The sequence below is a fragment of the Streptomyces erythrochromogenes genome (assembly GCF_036170895.1).
Taxonomy (GTDB): Bacteria; Actinomycetota; Actinomycetes; order Streptomycetales; family Streptomycetaceae; genus Streptomyces; species Streptomyces erythrochromogenes.
The window spans coordinates 2,645,598-2,665,664 of record NZ_CP108036.1 but is presented as its reverse complement, the minus strand read 5'-3'; the positions used below and the strand labels follow the sequence as shown (position 1 = coordinate 2,665,664).

Sequence of the window (20,067 nt, the reverse complement as noted above, 5' to 3'; positions counted from 1 at the left end):
CCTGGGAGGTGTGAGAGGAAGTCGCCCATCATCGTAGATGTGCCGCTAAAACAACAAACAGAGGCTTACGTCCCGGTCCGAACGCCCGGGTTCCCGGCTCCCAGGTGGCCGTGGCCGATACTGGTGGGGTTATGGACATCCTCATCCTTGCTGTAGTCATCGCCCTGGTCGCGGTCGGCGCGATCAGCGGGCTCGTGGTCAGCAGCCGCAAGAAGAAGCAGCTGCCGCCCCCGGCACCGCCGAGCACGCCGACCATCACTGCCCCGCCTGCCGAGCCGCAGGTGGGGGAGGACGCCGTAGAGACGGCGGAAGAGCCGCGCCGCACGATCGAGGAGGTCGGACTCCCGGAGGCCGAGGCTCCCGTCGAGGCGCCGGCAGCCGAGCCGGAGGTTCCGGCGGCGCCCGAGATCGAGGTGCCCGAGCCCACCGCCGGCCGCCTGGTCCGGCTGCGCGCCCGCCTCGCCCGGTCGCAGAACTCCCTCGGCAAGGGGCTGCTCACGCTGCTCTCGCGCGAGCACCTCGACGAGGACACCTGGGAGGAGATCGAGGAGACCCTCCTCGTCGCCGACGTAGGCGTCGTGCCCACCCAGGAGCTCGTCGAGCGGCTCCGCTCGCGGGTCAAGGTCCTCGGCACCCGCACCCCGGCGGACCTGCGCGCCCTGCTCAAGGAAGAGCTGCTGACCCTGGTCGGCACCGACTTCGACCGCGCCGTGAAGACGGAGAGCGGCGAGGACACCCCCGGTGTGATCATGGTCGTCGGCGTCAACGGCACCGGCAAGACCACCACCACCGGCAAGCTGGCCCGGGTGCTCGTCGCCGACGGCCGCAGCGTGGTGCTCGGCGCGGCCGACACCTTCCGCGCCGCCGCCGCGGACCAGCTGCAGACCTGGGGCGACCGCGTAGGCGCCCGTACCGTGCGCGGCCCCGAGGGCGGCGACCCGGCGTCGATCGCCTACGACGCGGTCAAGGAGGGCATCGCCGAGGGCGCCGACGTCGTGCTCATCGACACCGCCGGCCGGCTGCACACCAAGACCGGCCTCATGGACGAGCTCGGCAAGGTCAAGCGCGTCGTGGAGAAGCACGGCCCGCTGGACGAGATCCTGCTGGTCCTGGACGCCACCACCGGGCAGAACGGCCTGACCCAGGCGCGCGTCTTCGCCGAGGTCGTGGACATCACCGGCATCGTGCTGACCAAGCTCGACGGCACCGCCAAGGGCGGCATCGTCGTCGCTGTCCAGCGCGAGCTGGGCGTCCCGGTCAAGCTCGTCGGTCTGGGCGAGGGCGCGGACGACCTGGCGCCGTTCGAGCCCGAGGCCTTCGTGGACGCCCTGATCGGCGACTGAGCACGGCTCCCGCGCACATACCGGTGCCCCCGCCTTCCGTGAGGAACGCGGGGGCACCGGTGCGTACGGGACCCCTCAGCGGCGGAACCGGTGACAGATGTACGCCAGGGTCCCCAGCAGCAGCCGCGCCTGCGGCGGGCCGCCGGCCGAGTCGAGGGCGGGCGGGCGCAGCCAGCACACCTGGCCGAGCCCGGCCCGGTCGGAGGGCGGGGCCGTCACGAAAGCCCCCGGGCCCAGGGCGCGCAGGTCCAGGTCGGCGTCGTCCCAGCCCATCCGGTACAGCAGCTGCGGCAGCTCCGCCGCCGCACCGGGGGCCACGAAGAACTGCGCCCGGCCGTCCGCGGTGACGATGACCGGGCCGAGCGGCAGGCCCATCCGCTCCAGCCGCACCAGCGCGCGCCGCCCCGCCTCCTCGGAGACCTCGATGACGTCGAAGGCGCGGCCCACCGGTAGCAGGACCGCGGCGCCGGGGTAGTCCCCCCAGGCCTCGGTGACCTCGTCCAGCGTGGCGCCGGCCGGGACGGTGGGCGCGAAGGCCAGCGGATGCGCTCCGGGCAGGGCGCACCGGCCGTCACCGCAGGAGCAGTCGCGGGAGGGCGCCGCGGCGCGCGCCCCGGGGACCACGTCCCAGCCCCACAGCCCGGTGTACTCCGCCACCGTCGTGCACTCCGAGGTCCGGCCGCGGCGCCGGGTACCGGAACGGAACTCCTTGGTGCCGCGGCTGCCGCCGATCGTGAAGCCCATGCCCATGCCCATGCCCCCTCCAACGGGTCGGACGCGCCGGTGGTTACGACGCCTGTGGTGAGGACGCCGGCGGAGCCCGCCGCCGGGGGAGTGCCCGACACTGCCCGCCCGGCGCACTCCTCGCCGCGCGCGCCCCGAGCGCACTCCAGTCCAACCGGTCCGTTTCACCTTCGTGTCAAGTGAATCGCGCCTGGCCGGTGGCGAGTTCATTCGAAGGGGTGGCGAATGGTGGCGTTTCTGGAAACGACCTCGCCGCAGGGGTGATCGTAGGATTACTTTCGGTACACGAACCCTGAGGCGGGCCCCGTGCGTGGGTATGCCGGAGGCAATGCGTGAAGGACCTGTGAAGGTCCGTGGTGGCGCTCGGCGTCCCGGCCAGGGTTTCGTAAGGAAGAGGCTGAGCGGATGGGGGCGTTCCAGTGAGCGGCAATGGCGCAAGCGGAACGATGGACGATGCTGCTGCGCGCAACGAACAGCTGACGTCGTGGTTCGTCCGCAGCGGATGGTCGAAGGGCGAGCTCGCCCGGCAGGTCAACCGCAGGGCCCGGCAGATGGGCGCCCACCACATCAGCACGGACACCTCCCGGGTGCGCCGCTGGCTGGACGGCGAACAGCCCCGCGAGCCCGTTCCGCGCATCCTGTCCGAGCTGTTCTCCGAGCGCTTCGGATCTGTCGTCGCCATCGAACAGCTCGGCCTGCGCACCGCCCACCAGACCCCCTCCGTCTCCGGGGTCGACCTGCCCTGGGCCGGCCCGCAGACCGTCGAACTGCTCGGCGAGTTCTCCCGCAGCGACCTGATGCTGGCCCGCCGCGGCTTCCTCGGGACCTCCCTCGCGCTCTCCGCCGGCCCCGCCCTCATCGAGCCCATGCAGCGCTGGCTCGTCCCGGCCCCGGCCGCCGACCCGGGACCGCGCGGGGCGGGGCCGACGGGGGCCCTCGGCGGCCACCGCCCGCCCCGGCTCTCCGAACCGGAGCTCGACCTCCTCGACGCCACCACCGTCATGTTCCGCCAGTGGGACGCCCAGTGCGGCGGGGGCCTGCGCCGCAAGGCCGTCGTGGGGCAGCTCCACGAGGTCACCGACCTGCTCCAGGAGAACCACCCCGCCCCGGTCATGAAGCGGCTCTTCAAGGTCGCCGCGGAACTGGCCGAACTGGCCGGCTGGATGAGCTACGACATCGGCCTGCACCCCACCGCGCAGAAGTACTTCGTCCTCGCGCTGCATGCCGCCAAGGAGGCCGGGGACAAGCCGCTCGGCTCGTACATCCTCTCCGGGATGAGCCGCCAGATGATCCACCTGGGCCGGCCCGAGGACGCCCTCGAACTCATCCACCTCGCGCAGTACGGCAGCCGCGACTGCGCCGGCCCGCGCACCCAGGCCATGCTGTATGCGATGGAGGCCCGCGCCTACGCCAACATGGGCCAGCCCAGCCGCTGCAAGCGGGCCGTGCGGATGGCCGAGGACACCTTCGGCGACGTCGGCTTCGCGGGCGAGCCGGAACCCGACTGGATCCGCTTCTTCTCCGAGGCCGAGCTCAACGGCGAGAACTCCCACTCGTACCGGGACCTGGCCTATGTCGCCGGCCGCAGCCCCATGTACGCCTCCCTCGCCGAACCCGTCATGGAACGGGCCGTCGAGCTCTTCGAGAAGGACCAGGAGCACCAGCGCTCCTACGCCCTCAACCTCATCGGCATGGCCACCGTCCACCTGCTCCAGCGCGAGCCCGAGCAGGCCGCCACCCTCGTCGACCGGGCCCTCGACGTGGCGGGAAAGGTGCGCTCCGAACGGGTGAACACCCGCCTCCGCAAGACCGTCGACAGCGCCGCCCGTGAATACGGCGACGTCGCCGAGGTGGTCCGGCTCACCGACCACCTCGCCTCACGGCTCCCCGAAGCCGCGGAGGCCGTCTGACGGCCCCGGCGGCCACCCCCAGGCTCCGGCCGCGGCAGTCACCCCGTGAAGCCCGATCAGGCTCCCCCAGCCAGGACGTCCGGGTCACTGCCGCGGCCGGTTCCCCCTTTGCGCCTGAACCGGCGCCGCTCTCGCGGAGGGGGTCGCTCGCCGTCGTGGTCGCCCAATTGATGGTTGCCGTGTTCATCGCCGCGTAACAGCACGGACCTCTTCGTCACGGCCGCGAAACATCGGGCGGCGCCGCCGGAAACCGGCCTGCGCGAATCTCATGGCCAATAACCGGCCAGTTCCTTCTGCCGCCGCTCAGGTTTTCACGATCGCCCGCACGCGAACGTACCGACGACGAGGAGACGCCGATGGCATCAGCCATCACGACCCTCGCTGCAGACGCCCCGACGCTGTCTGCCGCGAACACCGGGTTCATGCTCATCTGCTCCGCCCTGGTCATGCTGATGACCCCGGGACTCGCCTTCTTCTACGGAGGCATGGTCCGCGTCAAGAGCAGTCTCAACATGCTGATGATGAGCTTCATCAGCCTCGGGATCGTCACGATCCTCTGGGTCCTCTACGGCTTCAGCCTCGCCTTCGGCACCGACTCCGGCTCCCTCATCGGCTGGAACTCCGACTACGTGGGCCTGAGCGGCATCGGGATCACCGAGCTCTGGGACGGCTACACCATCCCGGTCTACGTCTTCGCCGTCTTCCAGCTGATGTTCGCCGTCATCACCCCGGCCCTGATCAGCGGCGCCCTCGCCGACCGCGTGAAGTTCAGCGCCTGGATCCTGTTCACCGCGCTCTGGGTCACCGTCGTCTACTTCCCCGTCGCCCACTGGGTCTGGGGCGCAGGCGGCTGGCTCTTCGAGATGGGCGTCATCGACTTCGCCGGCGGCACCGCCGTCCACATCAACGCGGGCGCCGCCGCCCTCGGAGTGATCCTGGTCATCGGCAAGCGCGTCGGCTTCAAGAAGGACCCGATGCGCCCGCACAGCCTCCCCCTCGTGATGCTGGGCGCCGGTCTCCTCTGGTTCGGCTGGTTCGGATTCAACGCGGGCTCCTGGCTCGGCAACGACGACGGCGTCGGCGCGGTCATGTTCGTCAACACGCAGGTCGCCACCGCCGCCGCCATGCTGGCCTGGCTCGCCTACGAGAAGCTGCGCCACGGCTCCTTCACCACCCTCGGCGCCGCCTCCGGCGCGGTCGCCGGCCTCGTCGCCATCACCCCCGCGGGCGGTGCCGTCAGCCCGCTCGGCGCGATCGCCGTCGGCGCCATCGCCGGTGTGCTGTGCGCCATGGCGGTGGGCCTCAAGTACAAGTTCGGCTACGACGACTCCCTCGACGTCGTCGGCGTCCACCTCGTCGGCGGTGTCGCCGGCTCCCTGCTCGTCGGCCTCTTCGCCACCGGCGGGGTCCAGTCCGACGTCGCCGGCCTCTTCTACGGCGGCGGCCTGGAGCAGCTCGGCAAGCAGGCCGTCGGGGTCTTCTCCGTCCTCGCCTACTCTCTGGTGGCATCCGCAGTGCTCGCCTTCCTCCTCGACAAGACCATCGGGATGCGGGTCTCCGAGGACGACGAGGTCGCCGGCATCGACCAGATCGAACACGCCGAGACCGCATACGACTTCAGCGGAGCCGGTGGCGGAGCCGCCGCGCGGAGCACCGCCGCCCCCACCCCCTCCGCCGCGAGCAAGAAGGTTGACGCATGAAGCTGATCACCGCGATCGTCAAGCCGCACAAGCTGGACGAGATCAAGGAAGCACTCCAGGCCTTCGGAGTGCAGGGCCTCACGGTCAGCGAGGCCAGCGGCTACGGTCGCCAGCGCGGCCACACCGAGGTCTACCGGGGCGCCGAGTACCAGGTCGACCTCGTCCCCAAGATCCGCATCGAGGTGCTGGTCGAGGACTCCGACGCCGAAGAGCTCATCCGGGTCGTCGTCAGCGCGGCGTCCACCGGCAAGATCGGCGACGGCAAGGTGTGGAGCGTCCCCGTGGACTCGGTCGTCCGGGTCCGCACCGGCGAGCGCGGCGCTGACGCGCTCTAGCGACGGGAGCTCCCGGGTGACGAGCGTCGAAGACACCACCGACCACACGGCCGACTCGGGACCCAGCGGATACGCCGCGGCCCGGCTGCGACTCCTCCAGGAGGAGTCGCGGTCCGGGCCCTCGCGGCGTTCCGCCCTGGCCGGGCTGACCGACGAATGGCTGAACGCCCTGTTCACCACCGCCGCACGGGAGACGGGCGTCCGAGGCGCCACCCTCGTGGCCGTCGGCGGCTACGGCAGGGCCGAACTCTCCCCCCGCAGCGACCTCGACCTCCTGCTGCTGCACGACGGCAAGGCCGAGCCCCGGGCGCTCGGCGCGCTGGCCGACCGCCTCTGGTACCCGGTCTGGGACCTCGGCGTCGCCCTCGACCACTCGGTGCGCACCCCCGGCGAGGCCCGCAGGACGGCCGCCGAGGACCTGAAGGTCCACCTGGGCCTGCTGGACGCCCGGACGGTCGCGGGCGACGCCGGGCTCCTCGCCGGCCTGCGGACCTCCGTACTGGCCGACTGGCGCAACCAGGCGCCGAAACGGCTCCCGGAGCTGCACTCCCTGTGCCGCGAGCGGGCCGAGCGGGCCGGGGAACTCCGCTTCCTGCTCGAACCCGACCTCAAGGAGGCCCGCGGCGGCCTCCGGGACGCCACCGCACTGCGCGCGGTCGCCGCCTCCTGGCTGGCGGACGCCCCGCGCGAGGGCCTCGCCGAAGCCCGGCGCCGGCTCCTGGACGCGCGCGACGCCCTCCACCTGGTCACCGGCCGGGCCACCGACCGGCTCTCGCTCCAGGAGCAGGACCAGGTCGCCGCGCAGCTCGGACTGCTCGACGCCGACGCCCTGCTGCGCGAGGTGTACGAGGCCGCGCGCGTGGTCGCGTACGCCGGAGACGTGACCTGGCGCGAGGTCGGGCGGGTCCTGCGGGCCCGCGCCGCCCGGCCCCGGCTGCGCGGGCTGCTGGGCGGCCGCGGCGCCCCCGCCGCCGCCCGGGCACCCCTGGCCGAAGGCGTCGTGGAGTCCGACGGGGAGGCCGTCCTGGCCCTGGCCGCCCGCCCGGACCGCGACGCCGTCCTGGCCCTGCGGCTGGCCGCGGCGGCCGCGCAGGCAGGGCTCCCCGTGTCGCCGCACGCCGTACGCCGGCTCGCGCAGCAGGGGAAGGCGCTGCCGGTGCCCTGGCCGGCCGAGGCCCGGGAACAGCTGCTCACGCTCCTGGGCGCGGGGGAGCCGACCGTGGCCGTCTGGGAGGCCATGGAGGCGGAAGGGCTGATCACCCGGCTGCTCCCCGACTGGGAGCGCGTGCGCTGCCGCCCGCAGCGCAACCCCGTCCACACCTGGACGGTGGACCGGCACCTGATCGAGACGGCCGTGCGGGCCGCGGCCCTCACCCGCCGGGTGGGCCGCCCCGACCTGCTGCTGATGGCCGCGCTCCTGCACGACATCGGCAAGGGCTGGCCAGGCGACCACTCGGTGGCCGGGGAGACCATCGCCCGGGACGTCGCCGCACGCGTGGGCTTCGACGCCCGGGACGTCGCCGTGCTGGGCGCGCTCGTACGGCACCACCTGCTGCTGATCGACACCGCGACCCGGCGCGACCTGGACGACCCGGCCACCGTCCGCTCGGTCGCCGAGGCCGTCGGGTCGGTGGGCACGCTGGAGATACTGCACGCCCTGACCGAGGCGGACGCCCTGGCCACCGGGCCGGCCGCGTGGAGCACCTGGCGCGGCTCGCTCGTGGCGGACCTCGTCGCGCGCGTCGCCGCCGTGCTGCGCGGCGCGGCCCCCGCCGAGCGGGAACCGGAGATCCCCAGCGCCGAGCAGGAACGCCTGGCGGTGGAGGCCCTGCGCACCCGCGAGCCGGTGCTGGCGCTCCACGCCCGCCAGGAGGAGGACGCGGTCGGCGTGGAACTCGTGGTGGCGGTGCCCGACCAGCCGGGGGTCCTCCCCGCCGCGGCCGGGGTGCTGGCCCTGCACCGGCTCACCGTACGGGCCGCGGACCTGCGCTCCGTGGAGCTGCCGGACCGCCTCGGCGAGGTCCTGGTGCTGCGGTGGCGGGTGGCGGCCGAGTACGGGGCGCTGCCCGAGGCCGCCCGGCTGCGCACCGACCTGGTGCGCGCCCTGGACGGCTCGCTGGACGTCCCGGCGAAGCTGGCCGACCGCGAGGCGGCCTACCCGCGCCGGCGCGGGGTCGTCCCGCCGCCGCCCCGGGTCACCGTCGTCCCGGACGTCTCCTCGCTGGCCACGGTGCTGGAGGTGCGGGCGCCCGACGCCGTCGGCCTGCTGCACCGGATCGGCCGGGCCCTGGAGTCGGCGGGCGTCAGGGTGCGCAGCGCCCACGTCTCCACGCTGGGCGCCAACGCGGTGGACACGCTGTACGTGACCACCCCCGAGGGCAAGCCGCTGGATCCCGCGCAGGCGACCGCCCTGGCGGCCTCGGTGGCGGCCGCCCTGTCGTGACGCGGCGGGGGTCCGCAATACCTCCCGGACCCCCGCCGTACGAGGGAAACCCGCCCGCCGGGCCGGACGGACGGCGCGGGCGGATACCCTGGGGGACGACCACAACGCCCCCGACCCGAGGAATCGCGACCACCGTGTTCGATACGCTCTCCGACCGCTTGGCGAATACCTTCAAGGGCCTGCGCGGCAAAGGCCGGCTGTCCGAGGCTGACATCGACGCAGCGGCCCGGGAAATCCGTATCGCCCTCCTCGAAGCCGACGTCGCCCTCCCGGTCGTCCGCTCCTTCATCGCGAACGTCAAGGAACGCGCGCGCGGCGAAGAGGTCAGCAAGGCCCTGAACCCGGGCCAGCAGGTCCTGAAGATCGTCAACGACGAGCTCGTCACCATCCTGGGCGGCGAGACCCGGCGGCTGCGCTTCGCCAAGACCGCCCCCACCGTGATCATGCTCGCCGGCCTCCAGGGTGCCGGTAAGACCACCCTCGCCGGAAAGCTCGGCCTCTGGCTGAAGGGGCAGGGCCACACCCCGCTCCTCGTCGCGTGCGACCTCCAGCGCCCGAACGCCGTCAACCAGCTCTCCGTCGTCGCCGACCGCGCGGGCGTGGCCTTCTACGGCCCCCAGCCGGGCAACGGCGTCGGCGACCCGGTCCAGGTCGCGAAGGACTCCGTCGAGTACGCGCGCACCAAGCAGTTCGACATCGTCATCGTCGACACCGCCGGCCGCCTCGGCATCGACGCCGAGCTGATGCAGCAGGCCGCGGACATCCGCGACGCCGTCAGCCCCGACGAGATCCTCTTCGTCGTCGACGCCATGATCGGCCAGGACGCGGTCAACACCGCCGAGGCCTTCCGCGACGGCGTCGGCTTCGACGGCGTGGTGCTCTCCAAGCTCGACGGCGACGCCCGAGGCGGTGCCGCGCTCTCCATCGCGCACGTCACCGGCAAGCAGATCATGTTCGCCTCGAACGGCGAGAAGCTCGACGAGTTCGACGCCTTCCACCCCGACCGCATGGCGGGCCGGATCCTCGACATGGGTGACATGCTCACCCTCATCGAGCAGGCCGAGAAGACCTTCTCGCAGGCCGAGGCCGAGAAGATGGCGGCCAAGCTCGCCAAGGGCCCCAAGGAGTTCACGCTCGACGACTTCCTGGCCCAGATGGAGCAGGTCCGCAAGATGGGCTCCATCTCCAAGCTGCTCGGCATGCTGCCCGGCATGGGGCAGATCAAGGACCAGATCAACAACATCGACGAGCGCGACGTCGACCGCACCGCCGCGATCATCAAGTCGATGACCCCGGCCGAGCGCCAGGACCCGACGATCATCAACGGCTCGCGCCGCGCCCGTATCGCCAAGGGCTCCGGCACCGAGGTCAGCGCCGTCAAGTCGCTGGTCGAGCGGTTCTTCGACGCCCGCAAGATGATGTCGCGCATGGCCCAGGGCGGCGGCATGCCCGGCATGCCGGGCATCCCCGGGATGGGCGGCGGCCCCGGCCGGCAGAAGAAGCAGGTCAAGCAGGCCAAGGGCAAGCGCAAGAGCGGCAACCCCATGAAGCGCAAGGAAGAGGAGGCCGCCGCCGCGGCCCGCCGCGAGCAGGGCCCGCAGGCGATCGACCCGGCGGCCGCGTCCAACCCGTTCGGCCTTCCCGCCGGCGGTCAGGACGGTCAGGACTTCGACCTTCCGGACGAGTTCAAGAAGTTCATGAAGTAGTAGGCGCAGCAGTACGCGGTCAGCCGCGACGAGGGCCCCGACCAGGGTGCGAGCAGCAGCTCGCACGGTCGGGGCCCTTCCGTCTCCACCCGGGCGGGAGGGCGATTCGTCCCTTATCGTCGGCCGGGAGGATGGACGGCAGAAGGAGGCGCCCCGTGCCCAGCCCCACCCCCGTACCTCCCCGGGACCGGGCCGACACGCCCTGGCGCTCGGAGGGCGCACCGGCCGCCCCACCCCCCAGGAAGCGGATGCCGGGCGGCTGGCGGGGTCTGATCCTCGCCGCCCTGATCGTCTTCCTGGTCGCCAACCTCGTGCTGTCCTTCTTCAACGAGGGCGATGAGCCGACGATCTCGTACACCGAGTTCAGCAAGCAGGTCGCGAACGGCAACGTCTCCAAGATCTACTCCAAGGGCGACGCGATCCAGGGCGAGCTCAAGGCCGGGCAGCCGCTGCCCGACGGCGGCAAGGGGGACTACACCAAGTTCGTCACGCAGCGCCCGGCCTTCGCCGACGACGCGCTGTGGGCCGAGCTCACCAAGCAGAACGTCAACGTGACCGCCTCCCCGGTCGTCGTGCAGCGCAGCTTCCTCGCCAACCTGCTGCTCTCCCTCGCCCCGATGCTCCTGCTGGTCCTGCTGTGGGTCGTCATCGCCCGCCGGATGGGCGGGGCGGCGGGCGCCGGCATGGGGGCGCTGGGACGCAAGGCGCCGCCCCGGCCGGTGGAGCTGCAGGCGGGAGCCGAGCGCACCACCTTCGAGGACGTCGCCGGCATCGACGAGGTCGAGGGAGAGCTGGGCGACGTCGTCGACTTCCTCAAGAACCCGCAGCAGTACCGCAGGATGGGCGCCCGCATGCCCGGCGGGGTCCTGCTGTCCGGCCCGCCCGGCACCGGCAAGACCCTGCTCGCGCGGGCGGTCGCGGGCGAGGCCGGGGTGCCGTTCTTCTCCGCCTCCGCCTCCGAGTTCATCGAGATGATCGTCGGGGTCGGAGCCTCCCGGGTGCGGGAACTGTTCGCCGAGGCGCGCAAGGTGGCCCCCGCCATCATCTTCATCGACGAGATCGACACCATCGGCCGGGCGCGCGGCGGCGGCGCCGGCATGGGCGGCCACGACGAACGCGAACAGACCCTGAACCAGATCCTCACCGAGATGGACGGCTTCTCCGGCTCCGAGGGCGTGGTCGTCCTCGCCGCCACCAACCGCGCGGACGTGCTGGACCCGGCGCTGATCCGCCCCGGCCGCTTCGACCGGATGGTGGTCGTCCCCCCGCCCGACCGGGTCGGACGCGAGGCCATCCTGCGCATCCACACCCGCGACATCCCGCTCGCCGAGGACGTCGACCTGCGCCAGGTCGCCCGTACCACCCCCGGCATGACCGGGGCCGAGCTCGCCAACCTCGCCAACGAGGCCGCGCTGCTCGCCGTCAAACGGCAGCAGACGCAGGTCACCCAGTCCGACCTGTCGGACGCCCTGGAGAAGGTGCAACTGGGCGCCGAGCGGCCGCTGGTCATGCCGGAGGAGGAGCGTCGGCGCACCGCCTACCACGAGAGCGGCCACGCCCTGCTGGGCATGCTCCAGCCGGGAGCCGACCCCGTACGCAAGATCACGATCGTGCCCCGCGGGCGCGCCCTCGGCGTCACCCTCTCGACCCCGGACGCGGACCGGTACGCGTACACCGAGCAGTACCTGCGCGGACGCATCATCGGCGCGCTCGGCGGCATGGCGGCCGAGCAGGTCGTCTACGAAGTCATCACCACGGGCGCGGAGAACGACCTGGAACAGGTCACCAACATCGTCCGCGGCATGGTCGGCCGCTGGGGCATGAGCGAGCGGATCGGCCGGCTGACCGCGATCCCCGCCGACGGGCAGAGCCCCTACGGCCTGTCCGCCGCGCCCGCCACGCTCGACGCGGTGGACCACGAGATGCGCCGGATCGTGGACGAGTGCTACGTGGAGGCCTGCCGCCTGCTGCGCGAGCACCGGCCGCAACTGGACGACCTGGCGCAGGCCCTCCTCGCCAACGAGACCCTCGACGAACCGGCCGCCTACGCCGCCGCGGGCATCCCCCGGCTGACGAAGGCCCACGGCACGGACTGACGGCCGGCCGTTACGCCACCCGGGCGATCACGTACCGGAAGATGTTCGGCAGCCACACGGCGCCGTCGGATCGCTCGAACGGGTGAAGCGCCTCGGCGAGCTCCTTCTCCGCGAGCGCGGCATCGGACGCGCCGTCGTAGAGCCCGGTCGACAGCAGCCCGCGCACCGCGCTGTCCACGTCCGCGTAGCCGAAGGGGCAGAACACCCGCCCCGACCCGTCCGGCCGCAGCCCCGCCCGCTCCACGACCGCGTCCAGGTCCCCGGGAGCCGGGCCGCCGCCCAGCACCGAGGGCACCGTGCAGCGCTCGGCGGGACCCCAGTCGGCCAGCACCACGGCGCCGCCGCGTCTGACGGCCGGCAGGGCCGAGGCCAGGGCCGCCGGAGCGGGGGAGAAGGCCAGCAGGGCGTCGTAGGGGCGGGGCGCCGAGGACGCCGGCGGCGGCGCCGCCAGCACTTCCAGCAGCCGCTCACGGGCCAGCGCCCGCCGGGCCGGATCCGCCTCCACGCCCGTGGCCACGGCTCCCCTCGCGGCCGCCAGCAGCAGGGCCAGGCCGGCCCCGCAGTCGAGGCCCAGCAGCCGGTCACCCGGCCCGACCTCCAGCCGGTCGTAGACCGCCTCGTACAGCGGTACCAGCATCCGTTCCTGGATCTCCGCCCAGTCCCGGGCGACGAGCGTCGCGGTCGGCGTCGGTGTCATCGAAAGAGCGCTCCTGATTCCTTGTCGCCCCCCAGCCCCCGTTGCCAGAGAACTCCCCATTCGCCCCCGCGTCCAGAGGAGCGCGGCACCCGATTCACGCATCCTGTGCCGGGCGCCGTACGATTCGCGGCATGGCAAAGGCACCCGTTCTCACCCCGCAGGCGGAGGATTTCCCCCGCTGGTACCAGGATCTGATCAACAAGGCCGAGCTGGCCGACAACGGTCCGGTCCGCGGCACCATGGTCATCCGACCGTACGGCTACGGCCTGTGGGAGCGGATGCAGCAGGAGATGGACGCCCGCATCAAGGACCAGGGCGCCCAGAACGCGTACTTCCCCCTCTTCATCCCGCAGTCGTACCTGACGAAGGAAGCCGAGCACGTCGAGGGCTTCGCCCCCGAGCTCGCGGTCGTCACGCACGGCGGCGGCAAGGAGCTGGAGGAGCCGGTCGTCGTCCGGCCCACGTCCGAGACGATCATCAACGACTACTTCTCCAAGTGGGTCCAGAGCTACCGGGACCTGCCCCTGCTGATCAACCAGTGGGCCAACGTGGTCCGCTGGGAGATGCGCCCCCGCGTCTTCCTCCGCACGAGCGAATTCCTCTGGCAGGAGGGCCACACGGCCCACGCCACCTACGAGGACGCCCGCGAGTACGCCGCCCGCATCCACCGTGACGTCTACGGCGACTTCATGACGAACGTGCTCGGCATCGACGTCGTGCTCGGCCGCAAGACCGCCAAGGAGCGCTTCGCCGGCGCCATCAACACCCTCACCCTCGAGGGCATGATGGGCGACGGCAAGGCCCTGCAGATGGGCACCAGCCACGAGCTCGGCACCAACTTCGCCAAGGCCTTCAACACCCAGTACCTGTCGAAGGAAGGCAAGCAGGAACTCGTCTGGCAGACCTCGTGGGGCGTCTCGACCCGCATGGTCGGCGGTCTGATCATGTCCCACGGCGACGACAACGGCCTGCGCGTGCCGCCGCGTCTGGCCCACGTCCAGGTCGTCGTCATGGCGATCAAGGGCGACGAGGCCGTGGCCAAGGTCCGTGAGCTGGGCGACCGGCTGAAGGCCGCCGGCATCCGCGTGCACGTCGACGACCGCGTCGACACCCCCTTCGGCCGCCGCGCCGTGGACTGGGAGCTCAAGGGCGTGCCGGTCCGCATCGAGATCGGCCCCCGCGACCTGGAGGCCGGGACCGCGATGCTGGCCCGCCGGATCCCGGGCGGGAAGACCCCGGTGCAGATCGACGCGCTCGTCGACCTGCTGCCCAAGGTGCTGGACGAGGACCAGGCGCAGCTGCTGCGCGAGTCCCGCGAGCGCCGCGAGGCCCGTACGTCCGACGTCGCGACCATCGAGGAGGCCGCCGAGGCCGCCGTCGCCGGCGGCTGGGCGCGGATCCCGTGGGCCGACCTCGGTCCGGAGGGCGAGGCGAAGCTGGCCGAGCAGGCCGTCTCCGTGCGCTGCCTGGTGGCCGAGGACGGGTCCGTTCCGGATGCCGACGACGCTCCCGGTACCCTCGCGATCGTGGCGCGCTCGTACTGATCTCGCCGCCGAAGGCTTCCGGGCCCCGGCGTGCGGCTGGTGCCGCGCGCCGGGGCCGGTGCTTTTTGGTCGACGTTACGTACCGACTCCTCCTGAGTTCGGCGCACCCGTCCTCGTCGGGACGCATGAGGCTGAACTGACTGGTACGTGCAAAAAATTTGGAATGGCCCGGAATCGGAACACCCGGGCACCTCGGCTCGTTGTCACGACGTGAGCACGACACCACCTGTTCTCGCCGCAGAGCTGGCGCAGGCGTGGGCCGACATTCAGCGGTACCACCCCGAGCTGCCCGACCTTGCCGCGCCCGAGTCCCTGATCGGAGAGTCCTCGTCCGCCTGCGGCGCCGAGCTCTCCTTCGAGCGACTGCTGCACGAGGCAGTCCACGGCATCGCGGCCGCCCGCGGTGTCCGCGACACCTCGCGCGCAGGCCGCTACCACAACCGCAGATTCCTCGCGATCGCCGAGGAGATGGGGCTGGACCACTCCGACGAGCCGCACGCCAGCAGCGGCTTCTCGCTGGTCACCCTCAATCCCGAGGCGAAGCGGCGCTACCGTCCCACCATGGAGCGGCTGCAGCGCGCGCTGAAGGCGCACACGGCCGCCACCGCCGCCGACACCAAGCGCAGCTTCCGCGGGCCGGCCGCCCGGCACGGCTCCTCGGGCGGCGGCGTGCGCGTCAAGGCGGTCTGCGACTGCGGGCGCAACGTACGGGTCGTCCCCTCCGTGCTCGCCCAGGCGCCGATCGTGTGCGGGGGCTGCATGAAGCCCTTCCGCATCCCCGAAGTCGCCATCGCGGCGGCCTCCTGACGCTGCGGGCGGCCGGCGCGCGGCGCCGGGCGTGACGTGCGGGCTCGTCCGACCGGAGCGATCCTCCCCGTCGGCCGAGCGCGCCGCAGGCGTATGGCACAATGGCTAGCTGTACTCGACAGTCGCATAGGACCCCTCTCTCCTCCGGCTGACGCGTCCATCGGGCACCCGAGTACCGCAACCCCACGTGGCATCTCATGTGCCCAACCACGTCAAGTTCAGGAGACACCACTCCAGTGGCAGTCAAGATCAAGCTCAAGCGCCTCGGTAAGATCCGCTCTCCCCACTACCGCATCGTCGTCGCCGACGCCCGCACCCGTCGGGACGGCCGCGCGATCGAGGAGATCGGCATCTACCAGCCGACCTACAACCCCTCGCGCATCGAGGTCAACGGCGAGCGCGCCCAGTACTGGCTCTCCGTCGGCGCCCAGCCGACCGAGGCCGTTCTCGCCATCCTGAAGCTCACCGGTGACTGGCAGGCGCACAAGGGCCTTCCGGCCCCCGCGCCGCTGCTGCAGCCGGCCACGAAGGAAGACAAGCGTCGCTCCTTCGACGAGTTCGCCAAGGCCCTCGAGGGCATCGGCGAGGGCAAGGGCGAGGCCATCACGCAGAAGAAGAAGGCCGACAAGAAGGCGGACGAGGCTGACGCCGCCGCCGAGTCGACCGAGGCCTGAGCATGCTCGAGGAGGCTCTTGAGCACCTCGTAAAGGGCATTGTGGACAACCCCGACGAAGTGCAGGTCGCCTCGCGCAACCTGCGCCGCGGGCAGGTGCTCGAGGTCCGGGTCCACCCCGACGACCTCGGCAAGGTGATCGGCCGCAACGGCCGCACCGCACGTGCTCTGCGCACCGTCGTGGGCGCCATCGGCGGCCGGGGGATCCGCGTCGACCTCGTCGACGTGGACCAGGTCCGCTGAGCAGTTGAATCACCGGCACGGGCCGGGGAGGGCATACGTGCCCGCCCCGGCCCGTCGTCGTCTGAACAGGAGAGGCACAGACAGTGGAGCTGGTAGTCGCGCGGATCGGCCGCGCCCACGGCATCAAGGGTGAGGTCACCGTCGAGGTGCGCACGGACGAGCCGGAACTGCGGCTCAGCCCCGGCGCCGTGCTGCGCACCGAACCGGCTTCGGCTGGCCCGCTGACCATCGAGACGGGCCGGGTGCACAGCGGCCGGCTGATGCTGCGCTTCGCCGGCGTCAAGGACCGCACCGGCGCGGAGGGACTCCGCAACATCCTCCTCATCGCCGACGTGGACCCGGCGGAGCTGCCCGAGGAGGAGGACGAGTACTACGACCACCAGCTGATGGACCTGGACGTGGTGCTCGAGGACGGCACCGAGATCGGCCGGATCACCGAGATCTCCCACCTGCCCTCGCAGGACCTCTTCATCGTCGAGCGCCCCGACGGCACCGAGGTGATGATCCCCTTCGTCGAGGAGATCGTCGCCGAGATCGACCTGGAGGAGCAGCGCTGCGTCATCACCCCGCCGCCCGGGCTGATCGACGACCGCGCCGAAGTCGCCTCCGCCCGTGACGCCGAGGCCGCGAACTCCGAGGGCGACGCCTGATGCGGCTCGACGTCGTCACGATCTTCCCCGAGTACCTGGAACCGCTGAACGTCTCGCTCGTCGGCAAGGCGCGCGCCCGCGGCCAGCTCGACGTGCACGTCCACGACCTGCGGGACTGGACCCACGACCGGCACAACACGGTCGACGACACCCCGTACGGCGGCGGCCCCGGCATGGTCATGAAGACCGAGCCGTGGGGCGAGGCGCTGGACGAGGCGCTGGCCGACGGCTACGAGGCGGGCGCGCACGGCCCCGTCATGGTGGTCCCCACGCCCAGCGGCCGTCCGTTCACCCAGGAGCTGGCCGTCGAGCTCTCCGGACGGCCGTGGCTGATCTTCACGCCCGCCCGCTACGAGGGCATCGACCGCCGCGTCATGGACGAGTACGCCACGCGCATGCCGGTGTACGAGGTCTCCATCGGCGACTACGTCCTGGCCGGCGGCGAGGCGGCCGTCCTGGTCGTCACCGAGGCCGTGGCGCGGCTGCTGCCCGGGGTGCTCGGCAACGCCGAGTCGCACCGGGACGACTCCTTCGCGCCCGGCGAGATGGCGAACCTGCTGGAGGGTCCCGTCTACACCAAGCCGCCGGTGTGGCGCGGCCGGGACATCCCCGACGTGCTGCTCAGCGGCCACCACGGCAAGATCGCCCGGTGGCGCCGGGACGAGGCCTTCCGCCGGACCGCGAGCAACCGCCCCGACCTGATCGAGCGCTGCGAGGCTTCGGCCTTCGACAAGAAGGACCGCGAGATGCTCTCGATCCTCGGCTGGCACCCGTCGCCGGACGGCCGATTTTGGCGCAGGCCGCAGGCCGTGGAAGAATAGGCGGCTGCTGTGTGCTCGCCGGACGCCCCTGCCACAGGGGGACCGTCGGCCGCCGAGCGGCACGGCTCCCGAATTCTCTACGGAAACCCGCACTGGCGACCTGTGGCGTCATGCGAAGAAAGCAGACGAAGAACATGTCTCACCTGCTCGATGGCGTCAACGCCGCCGCGCTCCGCTCGGACGTCCCGGCCTTCCGCCCGGGTGACACGATCAACGTGCACGTCCGCGTGATCGAGGGCAACCGCTCCCGTATCCAGCAGTTCAAGGGTGTCGTCATCCGCCGCCAGGGCGCCGGTGTCTCCGAGACCTTCACCGTTCGCAAGGTCTCCTTCAGCGTCGGTGTGGAGCGTACTTTCCCGGTCCACTCCCCGATCTTCGAGAAGATCGAGCTCGTCACCCGCGGTGACGTGCGCCGTGCGAAGCTGTACTACCTCCGTGAGCTCCGCGGCAAGGCTGCGAAGATCAAGGAGAAGCGCGACAAGTAAGGTCGTCTCCGGTGTCCGGCGGCGGCCGGATAGGCTCGCCCCCGATGGACACCGAAGCACCTCACACGCAGCGCGGTCACTCTTCCCCCCGCGAGGGGCGAGGGTGGCCGCGTTCTGCGTTCTCCCGGACGGCCCCCGGGGCACCCCCCGAGGGATCCGACGCGGACCGGTCCTCCGGGCGGCAGTTCACCTGGCGCCGGGCGGGGGCGCTCGGTGTGATCTGCACGGTCTTCCTGCTGCTGCTCAGCAATTTCGTCGTCCAGCCCTTCCTGATCCCGAGCCACTCCATGGAGCCGACGTTCCGGGTGGGGGACCGGGTCCTGGTCAACAAGCTGGCGTACCGTTTCGGCGATCAGCCGCGCCGCGGGGACCTGGTGGTCTTCGACGGAACGGGCTCCTTCGTACGGGAACGCGCGGGCGGCGGCCCGGTCGGCGACCTGGTGCACGGCGCCGCCTCGGCGCTCGGGCTCGCGGAGCCCTCCGACACCGACTTCGTGAAGCGGGTGGTGGGCGTGGGTGGTGACGACGTGGTCTGTTGCGACGCCGGCGGACGGGTGTCGGTCAACGGCGTGCCGCTGGACGAGCCGTACCTGTATCCCGGGGACGCCCCCTCGAAGGTGCCCTTCCGGATCGTCGTGCCGCTGGGGACCCTGTGGGTGGTGGGCGATCATCGTTCCCAGTCCCGGGACTCACGGGACCACCTCGGGGAACCGGGCGGGGGGATGGTGCCGGTGGAGAAGGTGATCGGGCGGGCCGACTGGATCGGCTGGCCGGTTTCGCGCTGGGGCGCCGTCGGCGGCGGCCATGGGTAGCCGGGGACGGCCGAGGGGCCGCCGGGATCGGGAGCCCGGACCGGAGCCGCGCGCGAGGACGCGGAGCCGACCGGACTGGCTCGATGACGAGCCCGAGCCGGAGCCGCGCGGAAGGCCGCGGGGCCGACGCGCGCCCGAGCGGGCGCCGGAGCCGGAGCCGGTCGTGGAGGTGGGCGGCCGGGCCGAACGGCGCCGGCTGGCCCGCAGGGTCAAGCGCCGCCGCCGCACGCGCCGGGCGGGCGAACTGCCGCTGCTCGTGGTGGTGGCGCTGTGCATAGCCCTGCTCCTCAAGACCTTCCTGGTGCAGGCCTTCTTCATTCCGTCGGGTTCGATGGAGCAGACCATCCGGATCGGCGACCGGGTCCTCGTGGACAAGCTGACCCCGTGGTTCGGCTCCAAGGTCGAGCGCGGCGACATCGTCGTGTTCAAGGACCCCGGTGGCTGGCTCAAGGGCGAGGCGGCCCGGCCCGCCCCGGACCCCGTCGTGATCAAGCAGATCAAGCAGACCCTGACCTTCATCGGCCTGCTGCCCTCGTCCGACGAACAGGACCTGATCAAGCGAGTCATCGGCGTCGGCGGCGACACCGTCAAGTGCTGCGACGCCCGGGGCCGGGTCACGGTCAACGGCTCGCCGCTCGACGAGCCGTACGTCAAGCCGGGCAACACCCCCTCGGACATCCCCTTCGAGGTGCAGGTGCCCGCCGGAAGGCTCTTCGTCATGGGCGACCACCGAGCGAATTCGGCCGATTCCCGCTTCCATCTCGACGAGGCCTTCGAGGGCACCATCGACGAGAACGGGGTCGTGGGGGAGGCCGTGGTGATCGCCTGGCCCTTCGGACACTGGACCCGTCTGGAGCAGCCCGCGACCTTCCGCATGGTGCCCGATCAGGCACGCCGCGAGGGACGCGGCCGCAGGCGACGCCGTACGGGCACGCCGTTCGCATAGTGTGTCCTCGGTCTCCCGAGCCTTAGGGAACTCCCGCTCGTTAAGGGAGGGGAGGGCCCGTGTCCGGTTCGGCGCGGGCGGCGAACGTGAGTGAGGAGTGGATGTGGGGGAC

At 72.0% G+C, this 20,067-nt stretch carries 18 protein-coding genes; 16 read left to right on the top strand and 2 right to left on the bottom strand.

The annotated features are described in order from the left end of the window. Positions 1 to 131: 131 nt before the first annotated feature. The gene (gene ftsY, locus OHA91_RS11765) at positions 132 to 1,343 is read left to right on the top strand and encodes a signal recognition particle-docking protein FtsY (RefSeq protein ID WP_328739215.1); all 1,212 of its coding nucleotides are present in this window, start codon (positions 132 to 134) and stop codon (positions 1,341 to 1,343) included. Positions 1,344 to 1,418: 75 nt separating this feature from the next. Here ftsY and OHA91_RS11760 read toward each other — a convergent pair whose 3' ends face one another. Further along, positions 1,419 to 2,087 (bottom strand): bifunctional DNA primase/polymerase, encoded by a 669-nt coding sequence (locus OHA91_RS11760; protein WP_328741123.1) that lies wholly within the window; start codon positions 2,085 to 2,087, stop codon positions 1,419 to 1,421. A gap of 419 nt (positions 2,088 to 2,506) precedes the next feature. Here OHA91_RS11760 and nsdA point away from each other — a divergent pair, with 419 nt between their 5' ends. The 6 genes from nsdA (at position 2,507) to ftsH (ending at position 12,277) form a co-directional block, all read left to right on the top strand. Then, entirely contained in the window at positions 2,507 to 3,997 is a 1,491-nt protein-coding gene (gene nsdA, locus OHA91_RS11755; RefSeq protein WP_381627514.1) for a transcriptional repressor NsdA, read from the top strand. A gap of 356 nt (positions 3,998 to 4,353) precedes the next feature. Beyond that, positions 4,354 to 5,697: an ammonium transporter gene (locus OHA91_RS11750; RefSeq protein ID WP_031148697.1), complete on the top strand. Its 1,344-nt coding sequence runs from the start codon at positions 4,354 to 4,356 to the stop codon at positions 5,695 to 5,697. Beyond that, on the top strand, positions 5,694 to 6,032 hold the full coding sequence (locus tag OHA91_RS11745; RefSeq protein WP_030844530.1) for a P-II family nitrogen regulator: 339 nt from the start codon (positions 5,694 to 5,696) through the stop codon (positions 6,030 to 6,032). Before OHA91_RS11750 ends, OHA91_RS11745 begins: the two co-directional genes overlap by 4 nt. 16 nt (positions 6,033 to 6,048) lie before the next feature. Continuing rightward, a complete protein-coding gene (locus OHA91_RS11740) occupies positions 6,049 to 8,475 on the top strand; it encodes a [protein-PII] uridylyltransferase (protein WP_328739214.1) in 2,427 nt (808 codons plus the stop codon). A gap of 134 nt (positions 8,476 to 8,609) precedes the next feature. Then, positions 8,610 to 10,181 carry a signal recognition particle protein gene (gene ffh, locus OHA91_RS11735; protein ID WP_031148702.1) on the top strand — a complete coding sequence of 524 codons (1,572 nt, stop codon included), beginning with the start codon at positions 8,610 to 8,612 and terminating at the stop codon, positions 10,179 to 10,181. A 131-nt stretch (positions 10,182 to 10,312) separates the two neighbouring features. Beyond that, entirely contained in the window at positions 10,313 to 12,277 is a 1,965-nt protein-coding gene (gene ftsH / locus OHA91_RS11730; RefSeq protein ID WP_381627520.1) for an ATP-dependent zinc metalloprotease FtsH, read from the top strand. 10 nt (positions 12,278 to 12,287) lie between these two features. Here ftsH and OHA91_RS11725 read toward each other — a convergent pair whose 3' ends face one another. Next, complete coding sequence (locus OHA91_RS11725; protein WP_031148706.1) at positions 12,288 to 12,974, bottom strand: hypothetical protein; 687 nt, start codon at positions 12,972 to 12,974, stop codon at positions 12,288 to 12,290. A gap of 131 nt (positions 12,975 to 13,105) precedes the next feature. Between OHA91_RS11725 and proS the strand changes: the two genes are divergently transcribed. The 9 genes from proS (at position 13,106) to lepB (OHA91_RS11680) (ending at position 19,955) form a co-directional block, all read left to right on the top strand. Then, the gene (gene proS / locus OHA91_RS11720; protein WP_031148708.1) at positions 13,106 to 14,518 is read left to right on the top strand and encodes a proline--tRNA ligase; all 1,413 of its coding nucleotides are present in this window, start codon (positions 13,106 to 13,108) and stop codon (positions 14,516 to 14,518) included. 210 nt (positions 14,519 to 14,728) lie between these two features. Then, positions 14,729 to 15,325 carry a hypothetical protein gene (locus OHA91_RS11715; protein WP_031148710.1) on the top strand — a complete coding sequence of 199 codons (597 nt, stop codon included), beginning with the start codon at positions 14,729 to 14,731 and terminating at the stop codon, positions 15,323 to 15,325. Positions 15,326 to 15,561: 236 nt separating this feature from the next. Beyond that, positions 15,562 to 15,999, top strand: coding sequence for a 30S ribosomal protein S16 (gene rpsP / locus OHA91_RS11710; protein WP_031148712.1), 438 nt, complete (start codon positions 15,562 to 15,564; stop codon positions 15,997 to 15,999). Positions 16,000 to 16,001: 2 nt separating this feature from the next. Further along, on the top strand, positions 16,002 to 16,241 hold the full coding sequence (locus OHA91_RS11705; RefSeq protein WP_030011889.1) for an RNA-binding protein: 240 nt from the start codon (positions 16,002 to 16,004) through the stop codon (positions 16,239 to 16,241). An 83-nt stretch (positions 16,242 to 16,324) separates the two neighbouring features. Further along, positions 16,325 to 16,891 carry a ribosome maturation factor RimM gene (rimM, locus tag OHA91_RS11700; protein ID WP_266497172.1) on the top strand — a complete coding sequence of 189 codons (567 nt, stop codon included), beginning with the start codon at positions 16,325 to 16,327 and terminating at the stop codon, positions 16,889 to 16,891. Next, entirely contained in the window at positions 16,891 to 17,712 is an 822-nt protein-coding gene (trmD, locus tag OHA91_RS11695; protein ID WP_328739213.1) for a tRNA (guanosine(37)-N1)-methyltransferase TrmD, read from the top strand. Before rimM ends, trmD begins: the two co-directional genes overlap by 1 nt. Positions 17,713 to 17,846: 134 nt before the next feature. Next, the gene (gene rplS, locus OHA91_RS11690; protein ID WP_030823745.1) at positions 17,847 to 18,197 is read left to right on the top strand and encodes a 50S ribosomal protein L19; all 351 of its coding nucleotides are present in this window, start codon (positions 17,847 to 17,849) and stop codon (positions 18,195 to 18,197) included. 44 nt (positions 18,198 to 18,241) lie between these two features. Further along, positions 18,242 to 19,009, top strand: coding sequence for a signal peptidase I (gene lepB, locus OHA91_RS11685; protein ID WP_328739212.1), 768 nt, complete (start codon positions 18,242 to 18,244; stop codon positions 19,007 to 19,009). A gap of 163 nt (positions 19,010 to 19,172) precedes the next feature. Continuing rightward, positions 19,173 to 19,955 carry a signal peptidase I gene (gene lepB, locus OHA91_RS11680; protein ID WP_078959191.1) on the top strand — a complete coding sequence of 261 codons (783 nt, stop codon included), beginning with the start codon at positions 19,173 to 19,175 and terminating at the stop codon, positions 19,953 to 19,955. Positions 19,956 to 20,067: the final 112 nt, after the last annotated feature.